Source organism: Streptomyces sp. NBC_01275, assembly GCF_026340655.1.
In the GTDB taxonomy this organism is placed as follows: Bacteria; Actinomycetota; Actinomycetes; order Streptomycetales; family Streptomycetaceae; genus Streptomyces.
The window spans coordinates 5,152,700-5,175,271 of record NZ_JAPEOZ010000001.1 but is presented as its reverse complement, the minus strand read 5'-3'; the positions used below and the strand labels follow the sequence as shown (position 1 = coordinate 5,175,271).

The following is a 22,572-nucleotide window of genomic DNA, read 5'->3' as shown; positions in this document are numbered from 1 at the left end:
CGTAGCACCGGGCTCGCCAGGATCAGCTGCGATCAGCCGATTACTTGATCTTCGTACCCGCCGAGCGCAGGTGCTGCGTGGCCTCGGTGACGCGCGCGGCCATGCTCGCCTCGGCCAGCTTGCCCCAGGTGCGCGGGTCGTAGGTCGACTTGGAGCCGACCTCGCCGTCGACCTTCAGGACGCCGTCGTAGTTCTTGAACATGTGGTCGGCGACGGGACGCGTGAAGGCGTACTGCGTGTCCGTGTCGATGTTCATCTTGACGACGCCGTTCTCCAGCGCCGTCGCGATCTCCTCCGGGGAGGAGCCGGAGCCGCCGTGGAAGACGAAGTCGAACGGCTGCGAGCCGGCCGGCTTGCCGTACTTCGCGGCGACGCCCTCGTTGAGCTCCTTGAGCAGCTCGGGGCGGAGCACGACGTTGCCCGGCTTGTACACGCCGTGGACGTTGCCGAAGGACGCGGCCAGCAGGTAGCGGCCCTTCTCGCCCAGGCCGAGCGCCTCGACCGTACGGAAGGCGTCGTCGACGGTCGTGTACAGGGAGTCGTTGATCTCGTGCGAGACGCCGTCCTCCTCGCCGCCGGTCGGGGTGATCTCGACCTCGAGGATGATCTTGGCGGCGCGGGCGCGCTCCAGGAGCTCCTGCGCGATGGCGAGGTTGTCGGCGAGGGTCTCGGCGGAGCCGTCCCACATGTGCGACTGGAACAGCGGGTTCTCGCCGCGCGCCACGCGCTCCTCGGAGACCGCGAGCAGCGGACGGACGTACCCGTCGAGCTTGTCCTTGGGGCAGTGGTCCGTGTGCAGGGCGACGGTGACCGGGTACTTCTCGGCGACGATGTGCGCGAACTCGGCCAGGGCGACGGAGCCCGTCACCATGTCCTTGCTGTACTGGCCGCCCAGGAACTCGGCGCCGCCGGTCGAGATCTGGATGATGCCGTCGCTCTCCGCCTCCGCGAAGCCGCGCAGAGCCGCGTGCAGGGTCTGGGTCGAGGTGACGTTGATGGCCGGGTAGGCGAACTTGCCTGCCTTCGCCCGGTCGAGCATCTCGTTGTAGACCTCGGGGGTTGCGATGGGCATCTGTCCGCTCCTTGGTATGTGCGGGTTGGCGTGCTACGTGCTTACGGCCCTGACCTAGACCTTGGGTGCGACGTCATCGTCGTCCCCATCTTTCCAGACATGCGCGGATGGTCCAGGCTCGGTCCGCACGCCGGTCACATCAAGTTAAAGCCGACGTCAAAAATGCTGGTCAGTCGAGGCCCAGCTCGTCCTTCGAGAACGCGAAGAGGTACGGCACCCCGGCGCCCTCGCGGATCTTCTGGTCGGCGCCGGTGGCCCGGTCCACGATGGTCGCCACGGCCACCACCTCGGCGCCCGCCTCCCGCACGGCCTCCACGGCGGCGAGCGGGGAGCCGCCGGTGGTGGAGGTGTCCTCGACGACCAGGACCCGGCGGCCCGCGATGTCCGGCCCCTCGACCCGCCGCTGCAGCCCGTGCGCCTTGGCCGCCTTGCGGACGACGAAGGCGTCCAGCTTCCTGCCGCGCGCGGCGGCCGCGTGCAGCATGGCGCCGGCGACGGGGTCGGCGCCCATGGTCAGGCCGCCCACCGCGTCGAACTCCAGTCCCTCGGTCAGGTCCAGCAGCACCTGCCCGACCAGGGGGGCGGCCGTCCCGTCGAGGGTGACGCGGCGGAGGTCGACGTAGTAGTCCGCCTCCAGCCCCGACGACAGGGTCACCTTGCCGTGCACCACGGCCTTGTCCTTGATCTGCTGCAACAGCGCGCCGCGTACGTCCACTGCATCCACATCCACGTCCGTCATGCCCTCAGCTTAGAGGCGCGTCCAGGACCAGGTGGTCGTGGCCTCGAGCGGCTCCAGGGGCGTGACCAGGCGCGGGAGGGTGTTGAGGCCGTTGGGCGGACCGGTCTGCGGTTCCACGCACACGGCCGCCTCCTGCTCGTCGTAGACCACGACCCACCGCTCGGGGCTGGTCACGTCGAGCCGGAGCTGCCCCGGCCAGGTGAGGCCTACGGCGACGCCGTCGGGCATGCCGAAGCAGTCGTCCCAGGGGCCCGGCTTCGGCTCGACGCGCTCACCGGTGGGCAGATGGTCCTCCCCGCGCTCCTCCTGCCAGGCCGGGGCGAAGGACACCTGCACGTCCTGGTCGCCCAGGTTCCGGTTGAACCAGGGGTGCCAGCCGATCTGCGCCGGGAAGGACGAGTCGTGCGTCTCCACGCCCATGGTGAGCGTGAGGGCGTCCTCGGTCAGGGTCACCACCTGCGTGACCCGCCCGGGGTGGGGCCACGGCTCCACCAGGTCGTACGTCAGAACCGCCTCGGCCGCCGTGCGGCGCGCGACCTTCCAGCCGCCGTCGCGGACGGTGCCGTGAATGGCGTGCGGGGCGGCGTTGAGCGGCATCTGACGGAGGGTCCCGCCGTCCAGGAAGCGGCCCTCGCGGATCCGGCCGCACCAGGGGACCATCGGGAAGCAGCCGAACCGCTCGCCTTGGCGCAGCAGTTCGAGGCCGCCGACGCGCAGTCCTCCGACCCGGCCGCCGTTGCCCGGCCGTACGGTCGCCTCCGCGTCGCCCGCGGTCAGCGTGAAGTCTTCGTCACTCACAGGTCGACCCTATCCACTCCTTGATCCGCTGCTATCCGCGGCGGCGCAACGCCCGGCCCACCACGATCGCCGAGGCCACGACCAGCGCGGCGGCGGGCGCCGCCCAGCGCAGGGTGTTGCCGGGGACGACGGTCTGCGGGGCGGGCACCGGCGCGTAGCGGCCGCGCGGCGGAGCGTGGTCCACCTCCTCCGCACTGCGCCCGATCATCGTCCGACGGGCGTGCGCGGCCTCGGCGGGCGGCTCCACGGGCACGGTGAAGTCCTCCAGGGCCTCGGGGGACACCTCCGCCACATCGGCGTCGAACCCTGGCTCGGGATCGGGCTCAGCCCCGGAAACAGGCTCGGGGTCGGGCTCAGCCCCTGAAACGGGCTCGGGCTCGGGCTCAGCCCCGGAAACAGGCTCGGATTCGGGCTCGGCCCCGGAAACAGGCTCGGATTCGGGCTCAGCCCCGGAAACAGGCTCGGATTCGGGCTCGGCCCCGGAAGCGGGCTCGGGGTCGGACGCCTCCGCCCCCAGCTCCTCCGCGAAGCGACTCAGCAGCCGTACGACCGCCGCGCCCACCGCGTCCGAGGGCAGTTCGGCGATCCGGCCGTCCGCCGAGGCCGTTCCCTCGAAGCGGAGGGTCGTGCCGCCGTCGGTCTCGGTGGGCCGCAGGGTGAGGGCCAGCTTGACCGAGCCGGCGCCGCGCGCCTCGGTCGCGTCGCCCTCCACGACGTACGCCCCGTCCGCGCGCGCAGTGATACGCGCCGTGCCCCGATAGGTGATGGTGTGGCCGGCCACCCGCAGTTTCAGTCGCCCTGTGACGGGCTGCGCGCCCGCGTCCTGCTGGAGCCCGGGAACCGCACGGGCCACCTGCGCGGGGTCGGCGAGGGCCGCCCTCAGCCGCTCGGCCGGAACCGGAACGAACACCTCATGCTCCATGGTTGCGGAGCCTACCCAGAGGGGGCGGCAACGCACCCGCCGAAACGGGTATTCGCCCCGCCCCGAGCCCGCCGGGCGTACCCTCCCCCGACCCTCCCCCGATCCCCTCTCCGCGCTCAGTACCGCGGATGCACCAGCGTGGAGGCCCGTACCCCCGCCACCCGCGTCCCCTCCGCCGCCCGCGCGTCCGCCGTCAGCGCGGCCTGGGTCAGGGTCCGCGGCGGGGGCTCACGGAGGTCGAGGCGCAAGGGCGGGCGGGGGCCGGCGCCGGCCAGGACGAAGCCCCAGTCGTGGGGGGCGCGGGAGGTGTCGGCGGTGCGGTCGGGGCCGCCGGTGAAGCCGGCGTCGCGGCCGGTCACGCGGTAGGGGACGGTGTGCAGGCCGGCCGCCCGCATCGTCGCCTCGACCGTCCAGAACGCGCGCGCCCGGGCGGCGACCGGCCCCGCGTGCACGACGAGCCGCCCGCCGGGGGCCAGGGCGCGCCGGGCGAGGCCGTAGAACTCCTCGGAGTAGAGCTTCGTGCTCCGCGTGATCCCGGGGTCGGGCAGATCCGCGATCACCACGTCGTACGTCGCCGGAGGCGCTCCGCGCAGCCAGTGGAAGGCGTCCGCCGTGCTGACGTGGACGCGCGGGTCGCCGTAGACGTGGTCGTTGAGGCGGGACAGGGCGGGGTCGGTGCGGGCGAGCCGGACCAGACCGGGGTCGAGTTCGACGACGTCGACGCGGCGGACGCCGGGGTGGGCGAGGGCCTCGCGGGCGGCCAGGCCGTCGCCGCCGCCGAGGATCAGCACGCGCGCGTGGGGGCCGTTCAGCGCGGGGTGGACCAGCGCCTCGTGGTACCGGCGCTCGTCGCGGCCGCCGGCCCGGAGGCGGCCGTCGAGGTAGAGGTCGAGGGGGCGGCCGTCGACGCCGCCGGTGAGGACGATCTCCTGGACGCCGGTCTGCAGCGCCACCCGCACGTCGTCGCCGTAGACCGCCTGCCGGGCGGCCCGCTCGAAGTCGTCGACCAGGACGGCGGCGGAGGCGAGGACGCCGAGGGCGGTGACGTTGGCGACCAGCAGGAGCCAGCGGGCCCGGCGGGTGAGGTCGCGGCGGAACAGGCCGAGGACCAGGGCGGCCCCGGCGACGACGTTGACCGCGCCGGTCAGCAGGGAGCTGGTGAGCTGCCCCAGGAAGGGCAGCAGCAGGAACGGGAAGGCGAGGCCGCCGACGAGGGCGCCGACGTAGTCCGCGGCGAACAGGTCGGCGACCGCGCCGCCCGCGTCCTGGCGGCGGATGCGCTGGATGAGCTCCATGAGGAGGGGGACCTCGGCGCCGATGAGCAGGCCGATGGCGAGGGAGAAGGCGACCAGCAGGATCCTGGGCCCGTTCGCCCACAGGCCGCCCCAGTCGCCCGTCCAGGCGAACACCGCGTACAGCGCCATGGCGCTGCAGCCGCCGACCAGGGCGAGCGTCGCCTCCAGCGCGCCGAAGCCGGCCGCGGCGAACCGGCGCAGCCGTTTGGCGGCGAGGGAGCCGATGCCCATCGCGAAGACCATGACGGACAGCACGACGGAGGCCTGGGTGACGGAGTCCCCCATCAAGTAGGAGGCGAGGGCGACCAGTTCGAGTTCGTAGACGAGACCGCAGGCCGCGCAGACGAAGACGCACGCGAGGACCAGCAGCCGTCCGGTGTCCGGCCGGACGGGGAGCCGCGCGGGGCCGCGCCAGGACGGCGGGGCGCCGGGCGGTGCCGGGGCGTGCGGTTCGATCACGACTGCGACGTTACGTCACGGGTCCGGAACGCTTCGTCACCCACACGTGTGGAAACCGCTCCTCAAACCCGTACGGGATTCACACGTCCGGGGGTCTCAGGGACCCGATGAGCCCCCCGGTGATCCCTGCGACGATCCCTGCGGTGATCCCTGCGGCCCGACCGGCACCCGGACGCCGACCCTCGTCCTGGTCGCCACCAGCTGCCCGTCCTGCGGGTAGGCGTGCCAGGTGCGCCAGTGGACATGGCCCTCGTGGCGCTGCGCGAGCAGGGCCGTGAAGGCGTGCGGGCTGCCGGGGAAGACGCCGGCCAGGCCGTGCGGGTGGTCGGCGACGAGGGCCAGCAGCTCCTGGGCCCGGCCCGCGAACTGGCCCGGCGTGAGGACCTCGACGCGCGCCGCGAACTCGTACTCCCAGTCGCCCACCCGCTTGGCGACGCCCAGGGGGAGCGGGGTGCTGCTGCCCGGGATGCACGCCACCGTCTCCGAACAGCGGCCCTGCTCCTCTTCCAGCAGCACCTGGTGCGAGGCGCCGAGCAGTCTCAACTGGAGCTTGGCCCCCGCGAGTTCGAGGTCGAGCGTGGCGAGGGCGGGCAGCGGCTCGCGCCCCAGGGCCCAGGCGAGGTCGGCCGCGCGCGTGTCGGTGTAGGAGGTGTTCAGGGTCGTGAGCATGGATCGGCTCCGCGGAGACGCAAAGAAAAGAAGGGAAGGTCCGGCGCACCCCGGTACACCCGGTAGACACCGGGAGATCGGCCCCGGCCGGCCCGGTCCGGGAAGAACGTCCGCGCGGGACGTCCGTAGGGGTCCGAGGGGCTGCGTTGGTGGTTTAGAGGGAATCATGAACGGTGGCGCCGCCACAGCGTTTTTACCCAAGTTCGTGGGGTTTCCATCCCTCGGGGGGCTCCACAGCTCAACTGTTCAACTACGGCGTACGCCGGGCGGCCCATGCACACGCCCTTCACGCCCGCTCCATGCACATGGTGTGACCGCGGGGCCCGTGGTCGGCTGCGGGCCCCGCGGTCCGGATGCGGCTCCCCCGCGGGGAGCTCAGCTGCCCCGTGTCAGCTGCCTCCGCCGCCGCATCCGCCGCCTCCTCCGCAGCCGCTGCCCCCTCCGCAGGACGAGCCGCCGCCGCAGGACGACCCGCCGCAGGAGGAGTGGCCGCCCGAGTGGCCTCCTGAATGGCCGCCGGACGAACCGCCGTCTCCCCCGCCGGCCCACCAGCTGCCGCCGCCGGCCGTGCCGGCGCTGCCGCCGTGCGACCGCAGCCCGCTCTTCCGTCCGGCCCTGCGTCCGCTCCTGCGTCCGGCGTTGACGACCGCCGAGACGAAGAGAACCGCGATCACCGCCAGGATGATGCCGAAGACCATGGCGTCACCCTCCTTCCGTATCCCCCGAAGCGACCCCCCGTGGGCGCCTCGCGCAATGCGTGGGCGTTGCGTGAACGGGGGATGCCCGTCCGTCTCACCTGCCAAAGCAGAGTTGAGGAAGTCCAGAGCTTCGGCGCAGGATGACGGGCATGACCTCCACCGCACGCCCCTTCCTCAACCGCCGCCTCGCCGAGTTCGGGACGACGATCTTCGCCGAGATGTCCGCCCTCGCCGTGCGGACCGGGTCGATCAACCTGGGGCAGGGCTTCCCCGACACGGACGGCCCCGAGGAGGTCCGGGAGGCGGCCGTGCGGGCGCTGCGCGACGGGCGCGGCAACCAGTACCCGCCGGGCCCGGGCGTCCCCGAGCTGCGCACCGCGATCGCCGACCACCAGAGCCGCCGCTACGGCCTGTCCTACGACCCCGACACCGAGGTCCTGGTCACGGCGGGCGCGACCGAGGCGATCGCCGCGACGCTGCTCGCGCTGCTGGAGCCGGGGGACGAGGTCGTCGCCCTGGAGCCGTACTACGACTCCTACGCGGCCTGCATCGCGATGTCCGGCGCCGCGCGGGTGCCGGTCACCCTGCGCCCGGACCCCGAGCACGCCCGCTTCCGCCTCGACCTGGACGAGCTGCGCGACGCGGTCACCGACCGCACCCGACTGCTCCTGGTCAACACCCCGCACAACCCGACCGGCACGGTCCTCACCCGCGAGGAGCTGACCGCGATCGCCGAGCTGGCGGTGGAGCGGGACCTGCTGGTCGTCACGGACGAGGTGTACGAGCACCTGGTGTTCGACGACGCCGAGCACGTGCCGCTGGCGACCCTTCCGGGGATGCGGGAGCGCACGGTCACCATCGGCTCGGCCGGCAAGACGTTCTCGTTCACGGGCTGGAAGGTCGGCTGGGTCACGGCGGTCCCCGGCCTGGTCACGGCGGTGCGCTCGGCGAAGCAGTTCCTGACGTACGTGGCGTCGGGGCCCTTCCAGTACGCGGTCGCCGAGGCCCTCGCCCTGCCCGACGGCTACTTCGACGCCTTCCGCGCGGACATGCAGCGCAAGCGCGACCTGCTCGGCGACGGCCTGCGCGGGGCCGGGTTCGAGGTCTACCAGCCGCAGGGCACGTACTTCATCACCACCGACATCGCCCCCCTCGGCGAGAAGGACGCCCACGCCTTCTGCCGCGCCCTCCCCGAACGCTGCGGCGTCGTCGCCATCCCCAACTCCGTCTTCTACGACGACCCGGACGCCGGCCGCAGCCAGGTCCGCTTCGCCTTCTGCAAGAAGGACGACGTCCTCGAGGAGGCCGCCGTCCGTCTGCAAAGCCTCATGCCCTGAGCCCACGACCCCTTGGTACGCAGGTCACTCGGGACTCCGGCCGTGGGCGGGCTGCCCTTTACGGCTCTTCGGTGATGCTGGTGGCGATACCGTCGGTGACCTTCACCGTGGCGGACAGGGTGCCCGCCTTCGCGGCCTTCTCCAGCTGCGCCTCGGTGCACTCCTCGGCGGCCTGCCCGTCGGCGTCACCGCACATCCCGCCCACACCCCAGATCTTGGTGTCCTCGGCCAGCCAGAACTGCTGCTGGGTGTCCTTGGTGTCCGACACCGTGTACTTGCCCGGCGCCAGGTACGACACCGTTCCCAGCCAGGTCCCGTTCACGCCGCTGGACGAACCGCTCCCACCGCTGCTCGAACCACCGTTCGTGGACGGCGTCGAATCGCCCGAAGAGGAGGACGAGCCGCCGGTGGACGAGGACCCCGTGGACGAGCCGCCGGTGGTGGAGGAGGAGCCCGTGCCGGAAGCGTCGGCGGGCCGTTCGGTGACGGTCACGGCTATGCCGTCCTTCAGCACCACGTCCGCCGGCACCGCACCGCTCTTCGTGGCCTTCTCCAGCTGCGCCTCGGTGCACTCCTCTGCGGCCTGCCCGTCGGCATCGCCGCAGATCCCGCCGGCGCCCGAGATCTTGGTGTCCTCCGCCACCCAGAACTGCTGTGCCTTGCCGCCGGTGGTGACCGTGTACTTGCCCGGCGCCAGGAAGGCGACCGTGCCGTCCGTGAACGTGCCGCTCACCCCGCTCTTGCCCGCAGCGGCCTGCGCCGTCGCCGCGCTGTCCGTGGCGGTGCCCTGGGCGGTGTCGTCGTTCTGGCAGGCCGTCATCAGCAGCGTCCCCGCCACAGCGGCAGCAGCGATCAGGACGGAACGGGCACGCAGTGAGGTCATGACGAAGTAGCCCCTTTGGGAGCAGTGGAGTGGGAAGTGGTCAGCAGCCCGTGAGCCGCTGTGGATCAACTATGCCCCACCTCGAAACCGCCTCGGCAGCAATGTCCATGACCCTCCACGCTGCCGTGACAGAACGCGGACACATCAACGTCGTTGAATCACAAGTCGGTTGTCACCGGCGCATCGCGAGGGCCTGGCCTGGGCACGCTGCGCTCGCGGCACAGGGCGCAGTGGCTGAAAGCACCTGGGCGCCGCCGCACCTACCGCAACGGCACGACCGGCATCAGCACCCGGTTGAGCTGCCGACTTTGCCCTCCGGCCCAGGCAAAGGTGCCCTTCGGTACAGGAACAGGCCAAGACTCACTCGCCAGCTAAGGGCTTCCACCTGTAGGTGGACCACAGGCCCGGCCACCGGCTCAGCCCGCCGCGCGGAGACGGTTCCCGGATCGGCAGTCCCGGCAACGGCCGGGTTCCGTCGCGCGGAACCCCCGATCGCAGCCGTCGCAGTTCCGCATGGGTACGACCGCCGGTCGTACGGGGGGTTCCGCGCTTCCGGCCGGTGCGGGCAGGGAAAAAGGTGTCTCCTTGAGCCGGTAGGCGAGGATGCCGACCGGGCGGGTCAGGAAGCGGTCCGGGAGCCGTGCGGTGAGGTGGTCGGTGATCTGTGTGGGCAGGAGGCCTGCCGTGAGCCACCGGGTGACGGCCGGGGCGAGGCGGGCGGCTTCCTGCACCGACAGGACGAGGCGGGGGTCGACCCGGCGCAGGGCGGCGAGTACGGCGACGGCCCGCGGGTCTGCGTCGACGAGCGAGATCTGCGTCTCGGCCTCGGCCTGCACGGGCGCGGCCGCCGTCTCCTCCACGGGCGCGGACGCGGGTGTGACCGCAGCGGCGGCGGGCTGCATGCGGGGCCGACGCGGCTTCGGCGGCTCGGGGGGCCCGTCCGGATCCGGATCCAGGTCCGGTTCGCCGCCGGGTACGTCGTAGAAGTACGTCCGGGTACGGACCTGCCCGGTGGACGTTCGCTCTCGGCGGCGCTCCAGGTAACCAGCCGCTTCAAGTTCCCTGAGTGCCCGCGAGATCAGGATCTCGCCCTCGCTGAAGTGCTCGCACAGGGCTGAGATGGTCACGGGGGTGCCGGTGGGCAGGGAGGAGATGTACGCCGCGACGCCCACCGTGACCGCGCTGCCGCGTCGCTGGGCGAGGGCGTTGGAGATCACGGTGAAGTCGGCCGTGAGGCGGGTGCGGACATGGATCACGCCGGAGGTCGGAGCTCCGGCATCGGCGCGCAAAGGCACGTTAGACTGCGAGTCAGCCATCGGGAAGGGCTTGCTTCCTGGTTGGTCAGGCCCTCGATCGGGACGCCAATCCCGGCCGGGGGCCGAATTTGTCTGTGGTTGTCGCGGCGAACGTAACCGTCCGTGTCCCAAACCCGCAAGCTGGTCACTCGGACGGGTGACGTGGGCTTCGCGGCCGGGGAGGGTGGGCGGGCGGGCAGTTCTTTCCCCCGGTTCTTTCAGGAGGTCAGTGGCCCGCCGGACCCTCGCGGACAAGGGTCCGGTGAGCCCGGAAGGCGGACGGCGGCCGGGGCCCGGCCGCCTCAGGGACGGTGACGCCCGGCCTTCAACTCCTGTGAAGGCAGAGCAGGAGTCGGCTTCGAACCCGACGTACCGTCGCCCCCTCTCCGGACATACCGTCGCCTCCGCCTCCCGACGCGCCGTCGCCTCCGCCTCCCGACGCGCCGTCGGCGTCCGACGCCCCGTCAAGTCCCCTCACCCGCCCGGCCGCTCCCTGCTCGCGTCGTCCCGTGTCGCCCTGCACAGTGCGGTTGTGACCCACGTCAGCACGCTCGGCCCGCACGCCGTCACGCAGTCCGACCCCGAGGCCGGTCCCGGTGCCGGTCCAGGTGCCGGTCCAGGCACCGGTTCCGGCGCCGACGTCCGGGCCCGGCTGCGGCCGCTGCGCGCCACGGCCGTCGCGCTCGGGCTGTTCGCCGCCGCCCGGCTCGCCGGAGCCGTCGTGCTCGCCCTGGCGGCCCTGGCCACGGGAAAGCAGCCGTTGGCGCTGCTCGGCACGTCCTGGGACTCCATGTGGTACCTGCGGATCGCCGCCCACGGTTACGGGCGGACCCAGGAGTTCCGGCCCGGCGTCGTCCACAGCGACCTGGCGTTCTTCCCGCTCTACCCGGCGCTGGTGCGCGCGGCGAGCGAGCTGAGCCCGCTCAGCGGGGGCGCGGCGGGCCTGCTGGTGTCCTGGACGGCGGCCGCGGTGGCCGCCTGCGGCATCTACCGGCTGGGCGCGCTGCTGCGCGGCCGGACCGTCGCGACGGCGCTGGTGCTGCTGTGGGGCCTGCTGCCGCACTCGGTCGTGCTGACGATGGCGTACACGGAACCGCTGCTCACCGCCCTCGCCGCGTGGTCGCTGTACGCGGTGCTGCGCGGGCACTGGCTGTGGGCGGGCACGCTGGCCGCGCTCGCGGGGCTGGCCCGGCCCAACGGGGTCGCGGTGGCGGCGGCGGTGATCGCCGGGGCGGGGTGCGTGGTGTGGCGGGAGCGTCGGCGGCTGCGAAAAGTTACCCACAGGCTGTGGACGGGCGCGGCGCTCGCCCCGCTCGGCTGGGCCGGATACGTGCTGTGGGTGGGCGTGCGCGAGGGCGATCCGCTGCACGGGTACTTCGCGGTGCAGCGGCTGTGGGGCTCGCGTTTCGACTTCGGCCGCGGCGCGCTCGGCTTCGTCCGTCACGTGCTGCTGGACGGGGAGCGCTTCGTCTTCCCCATGACGATGGTGATCGTCGCGGCGGCGCTGCTGCTGTTCGCGCTGCTGGCGGCCGACCGCACCCCGCTGCCGCTGCTGGTCTACAGCGGCGTACTGCTGCTGGTGGCGCTCGGCGGGTCGGGGTTCTTCGAGTCCAAGCCGCGCTTTCTGCTGCCGGCCTTCCCGCTGCTGCTGCCGCTGGCGGCGGCGCTGGCCCGGACGGCCAGAGCCCGGCCCTGGCACGCGACCGCGGTGGTCGCGTCCCTGGCCGGGCTCTCGTTCGCGTACGGCGCGTACCTGCTGGTTCTCGCGCGCACACCGCTGTAGGCGTCAGCCCTGCGCGTCGCCCTCGTCGCCGGTGGCGCCGTCCTCGGGCTTGTCCTCCGCGTCGTCGGCGCCCTCGGCGTCCTTCTCCAGGCCGAGCTGCTCCACGAGCCACTTGTCGAACTCGATGGCCGCCCGCACCCAGCTGACCGTCGAGGAGACGAACAGCTCGATGTTCACCCCGGCGCCGATCAGCAGCTGCGCCTCGCCGATGAGGCGGACGGTGCCGTCGTCGTGGGTGTGGGTGTAGACCTTGGGCCACAGGGTGCGCCGGTTCCAGTCGTCGATCGACTCCAGCAGCTGTGCCTTGTCGTCGATCCCGTGGGGCCGGTCGTAGAACGTCCGCACCGAGTAGACCGCCTGGTCCCCCTCGCCGCGGAACATGAAGTACGTACGGAACTCCTCCCACGGCGCCGCGAGGTCACCCTCGTCGTCGACGACGTACTTCAGCTCCATCTGGTCGAGGAGCTGCTTCACGAGGTCCTGATCCGGGACGACGGGGCCCGCCGGTCCACCCTGGGGCTGCGGCTCGGGCTGGCCCCCGAAGTTCGGAATCGAGGACGGGTCGATGCTCACCGTGATTTTCCCTTCGTACGGATCCCGCCATCCTCCCCCATCCGGGGAGGGGGGTGGCAAGCCCCGCCCCCCAGGGTTCACCTCCGGTTGGCGGAATTCCGCTCAGGGCGTGCTCAGGGCGTGCTCAGAGGGTTTTTTCAGGGGTCCCCCCGAGAGGCTCCGCCATGGCCGGGCCGACGATCAGACCCTCGCCGAAGGCGTCCACCCGGACCGTGTCCCCGTCCTTGACCTCGCCGGCCAGGATCTCCTTGGCGAGCCGGTCGCCGATGGCCGTCTGGACCAGCCGGCGCAGCGGCCGGGCGCCGTACGCCGGGTCGTTGCCCTCGGCGGCGAGCCAGGCCAGGGCCGCCTCGCTGACCTCCAGGGTGAGCCGGCGTTCGGCCAGCCGCTTGGCCAGGCGGTCGACCTGGAGCCGGGCGATCCGGCTCAGCTCCTGCGTGTTCAGGGCCGAGAAGACGACCAGGTCGTCCAGCCGGTTGAGGAACTCGGGCTTGAAGGACGACCGGACCACCTCCAGGACCCTCGCCTTCTTCTCCGCCTCCGTCGGGACCGGGTCGACCAGGTACTGGCTGCCCAGGTTGGAGGTCAGCACCAGGATCGTGTTGCGGAAGTCGACCGTGCGGCCCTGTCCGTCGGTCAGCCGTCCGTCGTCGAGCACCTGGAGCAGGACGTCGAAGACCTCCGGATGCGCCTTCTCCACCTCGTCCAGCAGCACCACGCTGTACGGCCGCCTGCGCACCGCCTCGGTGAGCTGGCCGCCCTCCTCGTAGCCGACGTAGCCGGGGGGCGCGCCGACGAGGCGGGCGACGCTGTGCTTCTCGCCGTACTCCGACATGTCGATGCGGATCATGGCGCGCTCGTCGTCGAAGAGGAAGTCGGCGAGCGCCTTGGCCAGCTCGGTCTTGCCGACGCCGGTCGGGCCGAGGAAGAGGAAGGAGCCGGTGGGGCGGTCGGGGTCGGAGATGCCGGCGCGGGAGCGGCGTACGGCGTCGGAGACGGCCTGGACCGCCTCGCGCTGGCCGATGAGCCGGCGGCCCAGCTCGTCCTCCATGCGCAGCAGCTTCTGCGTCTCGCCCTCGAGGAGGCGGCCGGCCGGGATGCCGGTCCAGGAGGCGACGACGTCGGCGATGTCGTCCGAGCCGACCTCGTCCTTGACCATGGTGTCCTTCGCGGCCTCCTCCTCGGCCTGCGAGGCGACCTCCAGATCGCGTTCCAGGGTCGGGATCTCGCCGTACAGCAGCTTGCTGGCGGTGTCGAAGTCGCCGTCGCGCTGGGCGCGTTCGGCCTGGCCGCGCAGTTCGTCGAGCTTCTCCTTCAGCTCGCCGACCCGGTTGAGGGACTGCTTCTCCTTCTCCCAGCGGGCGTTGAGGCCGCGCAGTTCCTCCTCCTTGTCGGCGAGGTCGCGGCGCAGCTTCTCCAGCCGCTCGCGGGAGGCGGCGTCGGTCTCCTTGTCGAGGGCGAGCTCCTCCATCTTCAACCGGTCGACGACGCGCTGGAGTTCGTCGATCTCGACGGGCGAGGAGTCGATCTCCATGCGCAGCCGGGAGGCGGCCTCGTCGACGAGGTCGATGGCCTTGTCGGGGAGGAAGCGGGAGGTGATGTAGCGGTCGGAGAGGGTGGCGGCGGCGACCAGGGCGGCGTCCGCGATCTGCACCTTGTGGTGGGCCTCGTAGCGGCCCTTGAGTCCGCGCAGGATGGCGATGGTGTCCTCGACGCTGGGCTCGGCCACCAGCACCTGCTGGAAGCGGCGCTCCAGGGCGGGGTCCTTCTCGATCCGCTCCCGGTACTCGTCGAGGGTGGTCGCGCCGACCATGCGCAGCTCGCCGCGGGCCAGCATGGGCTTGAGCATGTTGCCGGCGTCCATGGCGGAGTCGCCGCCCGCGCCGGCCCCGACGACGGTGTGCAGCTCGTCGATGAAGGTGATGATCTGCCCGTCGGAGCCCTTGATCTCGGCCAGGACGGTCTTCAGGCGCTCTTCGAACTCGCCCCGGTACTTGGCGCCCGCGACCATCGCGCCCAGGTCGAGCGCGACCAGCCGCTTGTCCTTGAGGGACTCGGGCACGTCTCCCTTGACGATCCGCTGGGCCAGCCCCTCGACGACGGCGGTCTTGCCGACGCCGGGCTCGCCGATGAGGACGGGGTTGTTCTTCGTGCGGCGGGAGAGGACCTGGACGACCCGGCGGATCTCCTGGTCGCGCCCGATGACCGGGTCGAGCTTGCCCTCGCGGGCGGCTGCGGTGAAGTCGGTGCCGAACTTCTCCAGGGCCTTGTACTGCCCCTCGGGGTCGGCGCTGGTCACCCGGCGTCCGCCGCGGGCCTTGCGGAAGGCCTCCAGCAGCAGCTTCGGGGTCGCCCCCTGCCGGGTGAGCACGTCGCCGGCCTGCCCGCCCTTGGCGGCGACGCCGATCAGCAGGTGCTCGGTGGACAGATACTCGTCGCCGAGGTCGCTCGCCCGGTTCTGCGCGTCGGCGAGCACGGCGAGCAGCTCGCGGTTGGGCTGCGGGGGCGCGACCGTGGACCCGGCCACGCTGGGCAGCGAGCCGAGCACCTGCTCCGCGCCGGCCCGGACGGCGGCCTGGTCGGCGTCCACGGCGACGAGCAGGTCGGTGATGTTCTCGTTGTCCTTGCCCTGGAGCAGCGCGAGCAGCAGGTGCACGGGGGTGAGGTCGGGGTTGCCCTCGGACAGGGCACGGTTGCCGGCCGCCTGGATCGCTTCCCGGCTCCGGTTGGTCAGCTCTGCGTCCACGTTCGCTGTCTCCTCCTGGCGTCAGCCGTCCATCAACAGTCCATGAGCACTGACTCAATCAGCGTACACAAAGTTGAGTCTATTCCACTCAAGGTTCAGAGAGGTTCCGCAGAGGCGCCGGAGCGGGCCGGCGTGCCGCTAGATTCCGGATGCATGGCCACCTCTCAGCAGGACCCCGGCGCTCCCGACGCTTCGTACCTCGCCTTCTGGCGCGAATGGCATCTGTGCACTCTGACGACACCACGCCCGGACGGCAGCCCGCACGTCGTTCCGGTAGGAGTGACCTACGACCCCGAGGAGCGACTGGCCCGGGTCATCGCCGACAAGGCGAGCACGAAGGTGGGCAACATCCTGGCGGCGGGCCCGGACGGGGCCCGGGTGGCGGTCTGCCAGGTGGACCGGGGGCGCTGGGCCACCCTGGAGGGTCGCGCCTTCGTCCGCACGGACCCGGAGCGGGTCGCGGACGCGGTGCGCCGGTACGCCGAGCGTTACGGGCGCACTCCGGGCCCGAATCCGACGCGCGTGGCGATCGAGATCGAACTGACGCGGGCGATGGGGCGGGGCTGACCGGATTCCGCCCCTGGCGGCTCTCCGACGCTCCATCGATTTTCAGCCACCGCTCGGCAGGTCGATAGCCGGAAATGTCGCCACAAACTGCAGCGGCGTCACCGTGTTCAGGTCACGGTGACGCCGCTGCGGGGGGAAGCGCCTGAGGCGATCTGTTACGACGGGGGAATCGCGTCAGGCACTGCGGGGGGTGGCTGAGATGGTTCGTGGGGCGTCCGAGGCGGTCGGCTCCGCCAGTCGGTGGTCGCGCTGGTCGAGGTTGACGAAGATCATTCCGTACCGGATGGCGCACCTCACGGGCTGCGGCGCCCCCCGAGGCCGTCGCAGACACCGATACGCCCGTACGTCGTCCTCCTCGTCCCGCGTCACGACGACCGGCTCGCCGAACACGGTCACCATCAACGAGTCGCCGCTGTGGGGGATGGCGGTGACCAGGTCGATGAAGTGCCAGCCGGAGCGGTAGGCGGTGGCCATCTCGCGGCGGAAGGAGCGGTCGTCCGGAGGAGTCGTCATCTCAGGACCAGATGCTGTCGTCTGTGTGAACCGACGTGTCCTCACCGCCAGGAGCGGCGGCCACCACCACCGTGGCCGGACTCGCACCGTCCGCCCGTGCGTCACCCTTCGCCACGGCGAGGCCACCCAGAGTTCCGATGGCCACGACGGTGGAGAAGGCGGCGACAAGCACCGAGCGAAGCATTCTCTTTGGCATAGTCGGCTTCGTCCTCACTTGATGGTCCCCTCATTCCCCCGTCGGATAAGACGATGGCTCATTCAGGCACGTCATGGCCACACAATCAGTGCATCATGTTCCTGCATGTTCAGGACCCTGGGGGGTGGAGATTTGACAACAAATCGGGCTAAGGAGACACATCCCCACGCCATCACTGAACTGTGCGCCGAAGGAGAGCGCCTCTACGCGAACGCCCTGAGCACCGGACGTATCGCCCGCGCCGAGGTGGACGCCGTCCCCTGCCTGATGGAGTTCGCCTTGCTGCACCCCGACCCTGATGACGCGAACTGGCTGCGTCCCGTTCCCGCGTCGGTCGCCCTGGCACAGCGGCTCAATACGATCGAACGCGAGATCTCCGAGCGCAGACGGACCTCGGTCGAACTCGCCGAGGTCTTCGAACCGTTCATGGACCTCAGCGCCCAGCCCGCCGCCCCCACCCACTCGATCACCGTGCTGGAGGGCCTCGACCGCATCAACGCGGCCCTCGACCTGGCCACGGACCAGTGCCAGAACGAGATGCTCACGGTCCAGCCCAGCGCCCGCCACCCCGAGCACCGGGTCATCGAGGGCCTGGAGCGCGACCGGACCCTGGTGGACCGGGGCGTGCGCATCCGCACCCTCTACCAGCACACCGCCCGCTACAGCCCCGCGCGCCTGGCCTACGTGGACCGGTTCGCCGACGGCAAGGCGGAGTACCGCACCATCGACGAACTCGTCGAGCGCCTCATCATCTGCGACGAGGCGGTGGCCTTCATCCCCATCCGGGACGACCGCCAGGTCGCCCTCGAACTGCGCCACCCCGGTCTCGTCGGCTACCTGATCAAGGTCTTCGAGTTCATGTGGGGCCGCGCCGTCCCGCTGACCGCCGGCACGCCCTACGAGACCGCCGCCGACGGCATCACCGACATCCAGCACTCCATCGCCAAGCTGCTCATCGAGGGCCACGTCGACGAGGCCATCGCCCGCCGCCTGGGCATGAACGTGCGCACCTGCCGCGCCCACATCGCCAAGCTGGCCACCTCCCTGGGCAGCGGCAGCCGAGCCCAACTCGGCTACCTCATCGCCCAGTCCGGGATCCTGGACCGCGAGCACTGACCGGCCCCCGACACAGGAGAGAAGCTCCGAGTGACCCCGGCCCCGCACACGGATCACGGCGTGGAGGAACTGTGCGCCGAGGGCAGACGGACGTACGAACGGGCACTGAGCGAGGGCCGGCTGGCCCTGGCGGACGCCGACGCCGTCCCCTGTCTGCTCGAGTTCGGCCTGCTGCACCCCTCCGTCGACGACCCCGACCTGCTCGAGCCCGTCGCGCCCACCGTCGCCCTGCACCGCCATCTGGTGACGGCGGAGAACCGCATCGCGGGGGAACGCCGCCGCGAAGCCCGGCTGGTCGACGTCTTCGACCCGTTCATCCGGCTGCGCGAGCGCGGCACGCAGGTCGCGGACACCCCCGCCATCAGCCTGCTCAGCGGCTACGCCCCGATCAACCTGGCCCTCACCGAGGCCATCGCGGACGCCGCCGAGGAGATCCTCGCCATCCAGCCCCGCGGCGAACACCCCGGCGCACTGCCCCGCTCCCACGACCAGGCCATGGTCCGCGACCAGGCCTTCCTGGACCGCGGCGGCCGCATCCGCACCCTCTACCAGCACACCACCCGGCACGCGCCCACCGTCCTGGCCCGCTACGAGCAGCTGAGGGGCGACGCGGAGGCCCGCAGCCTGGACGAGGTCACCGAGCGCCTGATCGTCATCGACCGGACGGTCGCCTTCATCCCCGCGAACGCCGACCGCACCATGGCCCTCGAAGTGCGCCACCCCGCGCTGATCGACTACTTCGCCACCACCTTCGACCGCCTCTGGCGCCTCGCCACCCCCATGTACCCCCAGGCCGTCCAGCACCCCTCACTCAACGGCGTCACCCGGCGGCAGCACGCCATCGCCGCGCTCCTGGTCGAGGGCCACACCGACGCCGTCATCGCCGCCCGCCTCGGCATGAACGTCCGCACCGCCCGCGTCCACATCGCCAAGCTCGCCGCCACCCTCGGCAGCGACAGCCGCGCCCAACTCGGCTACCTCATCGGGCAGTCGGGGATCCTTGACCAGGAACACCAGGACCTCCGGGAACACCGGGACGACCAGGCCCGCCGGGAACCTCACGACCGCCTGGAACCGGAAGGCTGACCTCAGCCGCGTCCCGGTCCTCGCCCCGGGGCGGCCGGTCCAGGCCCACCTGGGCGATGCGCACCCCGAGCTGGGCACGGCTCGCCGCGCCCAGGGTCTCCGAGAGCCGGGCGATGTGCGCCCGGCAGGTGCGCACGCTGATGCCGAGCCGCTCCGCGATCACCGCGTCCTGGTGCCCCTCCGCGAGCAGCGCGGCGATGGACTGCTCCCGGTGCGAGATGCCCTCGATACGGGTGTCGGGCAGGGCCGCGGTCAGCGGGACCGCCAGCCGCCACAGCCGCTCGAAGACCGTGACCAGGTAGGAGATCAGCGCCGGGTGGCGCAGTTCGAGGGCCATCGTGCGGTCGGCGTTCGCGGGGATGAAGGCGACCTTGCGGTCGAAGAGGATCAGCCGGTCGATGACCTCGTCCAGGGTGCGGGCCTCCACCGCCTCGCCCATCAGCTCCAGGTAGTTCAGCAGGCCCTGGCCGTGCCGGGCCACATGGTTGTAGAGGTCGCGCATGCGCACGCCCCGCCCGCGCAGCTCCAGCGCCCGGTGCAGCCCCTCGGAGAGCTCGTGCTCACGCCGGATGCCGCCGGGCTGCACGGTCAGCACCTCCGTCGTGCACGCCTGGGTCGCCGCGTCCAGGGCGGCCTGGATGCGGGAGGCGCCGTCCAGCACCCGGATCGCCGCGCCCTCCCCGGCGCCGGCGCCCTGCGCCGGACCGCCCAGACCCGCGTACCACTCGAAGGCCGCGACCGCCGAGCCCATCCTGCGCCGGCTCGCGCTGACCTCGTCGTACAGCCCGTGCAGCAGCCGGGTCATGACCTCCTGCGGGGAGGTCGGCACCAGCCATTCCATGTCGTCGGGGTCCGGATGCAGGAGGGCCAGGTCCAGGAGGCACGGCACCGGTTCGGCGTCGGGACGCGGCACCCTGCCCCGCCGTACGGCCCGGGAATACACGCGATCCCCGGCCTCGCACAGTCGGTCAGCACCGTGCGGGTGCTCCTCCCCGTGCCCGGCCATCGCCCATCCCACTCCCGCCGTACGCCTCTTCCGGACCGCAACTATGCGCGGAGCGGACCGGCTCCGCAACACGGCGCCCCCCGCCAACGCGGCGGAAAACAACCCGTATACAGGGGTTTCTCCCGGCCTCCGCCCCTCGCACTGCAACAAGCTGACGGTGGTGCGCGGGCGCACGCCGGGTGCATCGTTGGTTCCGCTTCCCCGGGTGTGCGCCACCCGAAGGAGGCCCGGCCGGGCAACGGGGGAGCCCGGCCGGTCAGAGCCCTTCCTCCGCACACGCGTGCGCTGGCGGAAATGTTCGAGTGATCGTGGCGTTACGTCCCGCCTCTAACGTCCTTTCATGGCGGACATATTTGACGCATACGCGTTGGCCGACGCGTGGGACGAGATGTTCGAACGGCCGGGTGAGGTCAGGACCGCCTATGAGCCGGTGCTGGCGGCGCTGCAACCGATCGAACCAGGTGAACTGCGCTTCAGGGCGGACCAGATGGCCCGTGCGTTCACCGACCGGGGCGTGACCTACGCCTTCGCGGGCGAGGAACGTCCCTGGCCACTGGATCTCGTGCCCAGGATCCTCGACGCCCTCGAATGGGATTTCATACAACGGGGCGTGAGCCAGCGGGTCAGAGCCCTGGAGGCCTACCTCGCCGACGCCTACGGACCCTGCCGCGCCTTCGAGGACGGGGTCGTGCCCTGGCGGCTGCTGCTCGGCTCCGCGCACTTCCACCGGGCCGCGCACGGCGTGGAGCCGCCCGGCGGGGTGCGCATCCACGTCGCCGGCATCGACCTCGTCCGCGACGAGGCCGGGGACTTCCGGGTCCTGGAGGACAACGTGCGGGTGCCCAGCGGGGTGTCGTACGTCATCGAGAACCGGCGGGCCATGACCCGGGTCTTCCCGTCCCTGTTCGACGGGCAGCACGTCGTGCCCGTCGACGGGTATCCGGCGCGGCTGCTGGCCGCCCTGCGCGCCGCCGCGCCCGAGCGGACCGCGGACCCCCGGGTCGTCGTCCTGACCCCCGGGCCCAGCAACGCGGCCTACTTCGAGCACGCGCTGCTGGCCCGGCTGATGGGCGTGCAGCTGGTCGAGGGGCACGACCTGGTCTGCCGCGGGAACCGGGTGTGGATGCGCACCACCCGGGGGGAGGTGCCGGTGCACGTGGTCTACCGGCGGCTCGACGACGACTTCCTGGATCCGCTGCACTTCCGGCCCGACTCGGTGATCGGCTGCCCCGGCATCATGAGCGCCGCCGTGGCCGGAAACGTCACCCTCGCCAACGCCGTCGGCAACGGCGTCGCCGACGACAAACTCCTCTACACCTACGTCCCGGACCTCATCCGCTACTACCTCTCCGAGGAACCGATTCTCCCCAACGTCGAGTCGTTCCGGCCGGACGAGCCGGGCCAGTTGGAGGCCGTCCTCGACCAGATCGACCGGCTGGTCGTCAAGCCGGTCGACGGCGCCGGCGGGCAGGGCATCGTCATCGGGCCGAAAGCCGACGCCAAGACCCTGGAGAGAACGCGCAGGGCGGTCGCCGCCGATCCGCGCGGCTTCATCGCCCAACGGCCCGTCGCCCTGTCCACCTCCCCCACCCTGGCGGGCGAGCGCATGGCGCCCCGCCACATCGACCTGCGGCCGTTCGCCGTCAACGACGGCAACGACGTCTGGGTGCTGCCCGGCGGCCTCACCCGGGTCGCCCTCCAGGAGGGCAACCTGATCGTCAACTCCAGCCAGGGCGGCGGCTCCAAGGACACCTGGGTGCTCGCCGAGGGACCCGCGGAGGGACCCGCCCGATCCGCCGACGAGGGCGCCCCGCCCGCCGTCGCCCCCCGTCAGCTCGGCCCCGACGGCACCCCCGCCGGCGTACAGGAAGGGGCGCAGCAGCAGTGAACGACGTGATCCTCTCCCGCATAGCGGAGGCGTTGACCTGGACCGGCCGCTATGTCGAACGGGCCGACGCCACCGCGCGCATCCTCGACGCCTACCTCCACCGCATGCTGGAGGACCCTTGGCGCGACGAGGACCTGGCCTGCCGGTCGCTGTACGCGATCCTCGGGGTCGACGCGGGCCCCGACCCCGTCGACATGCAGCAGGTCCTGGACCAGCTGGCCTTCGACGCCCGCTCCACCTGCTCCATCGAGGGCGCCCTGGGCGCCGCCCGGCTCAACGCCCGCAGCGCCCGCGAGGCCGTCTCCTCGGCGATGTGGGAGTGCCTCAACGCCACCTGGCACGCCCTCGCCGACCAGCGCCGCGCGGCCCGCCGTACCGGCCCCTACGGCTATCTGGAGCTGGTGCGCAGCCGGGCCGCCCTGTTCTTCGGGCTCGCCGACTCCACGATGAGCCGCGACGACAGCTGGCGGTTCGTGGTGCTGGGCCGCAGCCTGGAGCGGGTCGACATGACCGTACGGCTGCTGTCGGTACGGGTGCTGGACGCCGCCCACGCACCCGACTGGCCCACGTTGTTGAGCGCGTCGGGTGCCGACGAGGCGTACGCGCGGGTGTACGGCGGCTTCGGGGACACCCCCCGGGTGGCCGAATTCCTTCTCCTGGACCGGGACTTCCCGCGCTCGGCGCTGCACGCGCTGACCACCGCGGAGGAGTGCCTCAGTGCACTCGGCCGGCCCCGGCAGGACCCCGCCCGGCGCCCCATCGGTCGGCTGCGCACCCGCCTCGAGTACCTCGACTCGCCCGCTCTGGAAGAACAGCTGCCCATCCTCCTGAGGGACCTGCAGACCGCCTGCATGGCCTCGGCGGAGGCCGTGACCGAGCGGTTCTTCCCGCACCAGGGGCCCGTCGTGTGGGCCCAGGAAGGAGCGTGAGC

Annotated in this window: 21 protein-coding genes; 7 read left to right on the top strand and 14 right to left on the bottom strand. The window is 71.9% G+C overall.

What is annotated here, in order from left to right; translation table 11 throughout:
* Positions 1–40: 40 nt before the first annotated feature.
* The 7 genes from fbaA to OG562_RS22745 form a co-directional block, all read right to left on the bottom strand.
* Positions 41–1,072: a class II fructose-bisphosphate aldolase gene (gene fbaA, locus OG562_RS22775; RefSeq protein WP_266400651.1), complete on the bottom strand. Its 1,032-nt coding sequence runs from the start codon at positions 1,070–1,072 to the stop codon at positions 41–43.
* Positions 1,073–1,241: 169 nt separating this feature from the next.
* Positions 1,242–1,811 (bottom strand): orotate phosphoribosyltransferase, encoded by a 570-nt coding sequence (gene pyrE / locus OG562_RS22770; RefSeq protein WP_266400649.1) that lies wholly within the window; start codon positions 1,809–1,811, stop codon positions 1,242–1,244.
* A 9-nt stretch (positions 1,812–1,820) separates the two neighbouring features.
* On the bottom strand, positions 1,821–2,609 hold the full coding sequence (locus tag OG562_RS22765; protein WP_266400648.1) for an aldose 1-epimerase: 789 nt from the start codon (positions 2,607–2,609) through the stop codon (positions 1,821–1,823).
* A 31-nt stretch (positions 2,610–2,640) separates the two neighbouring features.
* Entirely contained in the window at positions 2,641–3,531 is an 891-nt protein-coding gene (locus OG562_RS22760) for an SRPBCC family protein (RefSeq protein ID WP_266400645.1), read from the bottom strand.
* A 116-nt stretch (positions 3,532–3,647) separates the two neighbouring features.
* Positions 3,648–5,285 carry a polyamine aminopropyltransferase gene (locus tag OG562_RS22755; RefSeq protein WP_266400644.1) on the bottom strand — a complete coding sequence of 546 codons (1,638 nt, stop codon included), beginning with the start codon at positions 5,283–5,285 and terminating at the stop codon, positions 3,648–3,650.
* A gap of 96 nt (positions 5,286–5,381) precedes the next feature.
* Positions 5,382–5,954, bottom strand: a complete 573-nt coding sequence (locus tag OG562_RS22750) for a DUF2617 family protein (protein WP_266400642.1) — start codon at positions 5,952–5,954, stop codon at positions 5,382–5,384.
* A gap of 389 nt (positions 5,955–6,343) precedes the next feature.
* Positions 6,344–6,652 (bottom strand): hypothetical protein, encoded by a 309-nt coding sequence (locus OG562_RS22745; protein WP_266400640.1) that lies wholly within the window; start codon positions 6,650–6,652, stop codon positions 6,344–6,346.
* Between the two features lie 140 nt (positions 6,653–6,792).
* Here OG562_RS22745 and OG562_RS22740 point away from each other — a divergent pair, with 140 nt between their 5' ends.
* A complete protein-coding gene (locus OG562_RS22740) occupies positions 6,793–7,989 on the top strand; it encodes a pyridoxal phosphate-dependent aminotransferase (RefSeq protein WP_266400638.1) in 1,197 nt (398 codons plus the stop codon).
* A 58-nt stretch (positions 7,990–8,047) separates the two neighbouring features.
* On the opposite strand, the gene OG562_RS22735 is transcribed toward OG562_RS22740, so the two are convergent.
* Both OG562_RS22735 and OG562_RS22730 read right to left on the bottom strand, forming a co-directional pair.
* A complete protein-coding gene (locus OG562_RS22735; protein WP_266400636.1) occupies positions 8,048–8,872 on the bottom strand; it encodes a hypothetical protein in 825 nt (274 codons plus the stop codon).
* A gap of 416 nt (positions 8,873–9,288) precedes the next feature.
* On the bottom strand, positions 9,289–10,188 hold the full coding sequence (locus OG562_RS22730) for a hypothetical protein (RefSeq protein ID WP_266400633.1): 900 nt from the start codon (positions 10,186–10,188) through the stop codon (positions 9,289–9,291).
* A gap of 631 nt (positions 10,189–10,819) precedes the next feature.
* On the opposite strand from OG562_RS22730, the gene OG562_RS22725 reads away from it, so the two are divergent.
* Positions 10,820–11,950 (top strand): mannosyltransferase family protein, encoded by a 1,131-nt coding sequence (locus OG562_RS22725; RefSeq protein WP_266409464.1) that lies wholly within the window; start codon positions 10,820–10,822, stop codon positions 11,948–11,950.
* A 3-nt stretch (positions 11,951–11,953) separates the two neighbouring features.
* Here OG562_RS22725 and OG562_RS22720 read toward each other — a convergent pair whose 3' ends face one another.
* On the bottom strand, positions 11,954–12,523 hold the full coding sequence (locus tag OG562_RS22720; protein ID WP_266400631.1) for a YbjN domain-containing protein: 570 nt from the start codon (positions 12,521–12,523) through the stop codon (positions 11,954–11,956).
* 124 nt (positions 12,524–12,647) lie between these two features.
* Positions 12,648–15,269, bottom strand: coding sequence for an ATP-dependent chaperone ClpB (clpB, locus tag OG562_RS22715; protein WP_266400629.1), 2,622 nt, complete (start codon positions 15,267–15,269; stop codon positions 12,648–12,650).
* Positions 15,270–15,422: 153 nt separating this feature from the next.
* Between clpB and OG562_RS22710 the strand changes: the two genes are divergently transcribed.
* The gene (locus OG562_RS22710; protein WP_266400628.1) at positions 15,423–15,836 is read left to right on the top strand and encodes a pyridoxamine 5'-phosphate oxidase family protein; all 414 of its coding nucleotides are present in this window, start codon (positions 15,423–15,425) and stop codon (positions 15,834–15,836) included.
* A 174-nt stretch (positions 15,837–16,010) separates the two neighbouring features.
* On the opposite strand, the gene OG562_RS22705 is transcribed toward OG562_RS22710, so the two are convergent.
* Positions 16,011–16,349 (bottom strand): hypothetical protein, encoded by a 339-nt coding sequence (locus OG562_RS22705; RefSeq protein ID WP_266400626.1) that lies wholly within the window; start codon positions 16,347–16,349, stop codon positions 16,011–16,013.
* Position 16,350: 1 nt separating this feature from the next.
* Positions 16,351–16,533 (bottom strand): hypothetical protein, encoded by a 183-nt coding sequence (locus OG562_RS22700; RefSeq protein WP_266400625.1) that lies wholly within the window; start codon positions 16,531–16,533, stop codon positions 16,351–16,353.
* Between the two features lie 144 nt (positions 16,534–16,677).
* Between OG562_RS22700 and OG562_RS22695 the strand changes: the two genes are divergently transcribed.
* Positions 16,678–17,661 (top strand): helix-turn-helix transcriptional regulator, encoded by a 984-nt coding sequence (locus OG562_RS22695; protein ID WP_266400623.1) that lies wholly within the window; start codon positions 16,678–16,680, stop codon positions 17,659–17,661.
* 30 nt (positions 17,662–17,691) lie between these two features.
* Entirely contained in the window at positions 17,692–18,747 is a 1,056-nt protein-coding gene (locus tag OG562_RS22690; protein WP_266400620.1) for a helix-turn-helix transcriptional regulator, read from the top strand.
* On the opposite strand, the gene OG562_RS22685 is transcribed toward OG562_RS22690, so the two are convergent.
* Positions 18,641–19,753, bottom strand: coding sequence for a LuxR family transcriptional regulator (locus OG562_RS22685; RefSeq protein WP_266400619.1), 1,113 nt, complete (start codon positions 19,751–19,753; stop codon positions 18,641–18,643). The two genes, OG562_RS22690 and OG562_RS22685, sit on opposite strands and share 107 nt — an antisense overlap.
* Positions 19,754–20,093: 340 nt before the next feature.
* On the opposite strand from OG562_RS22685, the gene OG562_RS22680 reads away from it, so the two are divergent.
* Together OG562_RS22680 and OG562_RS22675 are read left to right on the top strand one after the other, a co-directional pair.
* The gene (locus OG562_RS22680; RefSeq protein ID WP_266400617.1) at positions 20,094–21,641 is read left to right on the top strand and encodes a circularly permuted type 2 ATP-grasp protein; all 1,548 of its coding nucleotides are present in this window, start codon (positions 20,094–20,096) and stop codon (positions 21,639–21,641) included.
* On the top strand, positions 21,638–22,570 hold the full coding sequence (locus OG562_RS22675) for an alpha-E domain-containing protein (protein ID WP_266400614.1): 933 nt from the start codon (positions 21,638–21,640) through the stop codon (positions 22,568–22,570). Before OG562_RS22680 ends, OG562_RS22675 begins: the two co-directional genes overlap by 4 nt.
* Positions 22,571–22,572 lie beyond the last annotated feature (2 nt).

What these genes read in the sequence shown, in the direction of transcription:
- fbaA (WP_266400651.1), bottom strand. Translation starts at nt 1,072, where the DNA reads ATGCCCATCGCAACCCCCGAGGTCTACAACGAGATGCTCGACCGGGCG.
- pyrE (WP_266400649.1), bottom strand. Translation starts at nt 1,811, where the DNA reads ATGACGGACGTGGATGTGGATGCAGTGGACGTACGCGGCGCGCTGTTG.
- OG562_RS22760 (WP_266400645.1), bottom strand. Translation starts at nt 3,531, where the DNA reads ATGGAGCATGAGGTGTTCGTTCCGGTTCCGGCCGAGCGGCTGAGGGCG.
- OG562_RS22750 (WP_266400642.1), bottom strand. Translation starts at nt 5,954, where the DNA reads ATGCTCACGACCCTGAACACCTCCTACACCGACACGCGCGCGGCCGAC.
- OG562_RS22745 (WP_266400640.1), bottom strand. Translation starts at nt 6,652, where the DNA reads ATGGTCTTCGGCATCATCCTGGCGGTGATCGCGGTTCTCTTCGTCTCG.
- OG562_RS22740 (WP_266400638.1), top strand. Translation starts at nt 6,793, where the DNA reads ATGACGGGCATGACCTCCACCGCACGCCCCTTCCTCAACCGCCGCCTC.
- OG562_RS22735 (WP_266400636.1), bottom strand. Translation starts at nt 8,872, where the DNA reads ATGACCTCACTGCGTGCCCGTTCCGTCCTGATCGCTGCTGCCGCTGTG.
- OG562_RS22730 (WP_266400633.1), bottom strand. Translation starts at nt 10,188, where the DNA reads ATGGCTGACTCGCAGTCTAACGTGCCTTTGCGCGCCGATGCCGGAGCT.
- OG562_RS22710 (WP_266400628.1), top strand. Translation starts at nt 15,423, where the DNA reads ATGGCCACCTCTCAGCAGGACCCCGGCGCTCCCGACGCTTCGTACCTC.
- OG562_RS22705 (WP_266400626.1), bottom strand. Translation starts at nt 16,349, where the DNA reads ATGACGACTCCTCCGGACGACCGCTCCTTCCGCCGCGAGATGGCCACC.
- OG562_RS22700 (WP_266400625.1), bottom strand. Translation starts at nt 16,533, where the DNA reads ATGCTTCGCTCGGTGCTTGTCGCCGCCTTCTCCACCGTCGTGGCCATC.
- OG562_RS22685 (WP_266400619.1), bottom strand. Translation starts at nt 19,753, where the DNA reads ATGGCCGGGCACGGGGAGGAGCACCCGCACGGTGCTGACCGACTGTGC.
- OG562_RS22680 (WP_266400617.1), top strand. Translation starts at nt 20,094, where the DNA reads ATGGCGGACATATTTGACGCATACGCGTTGGCCGACGCGTGGGACGAG.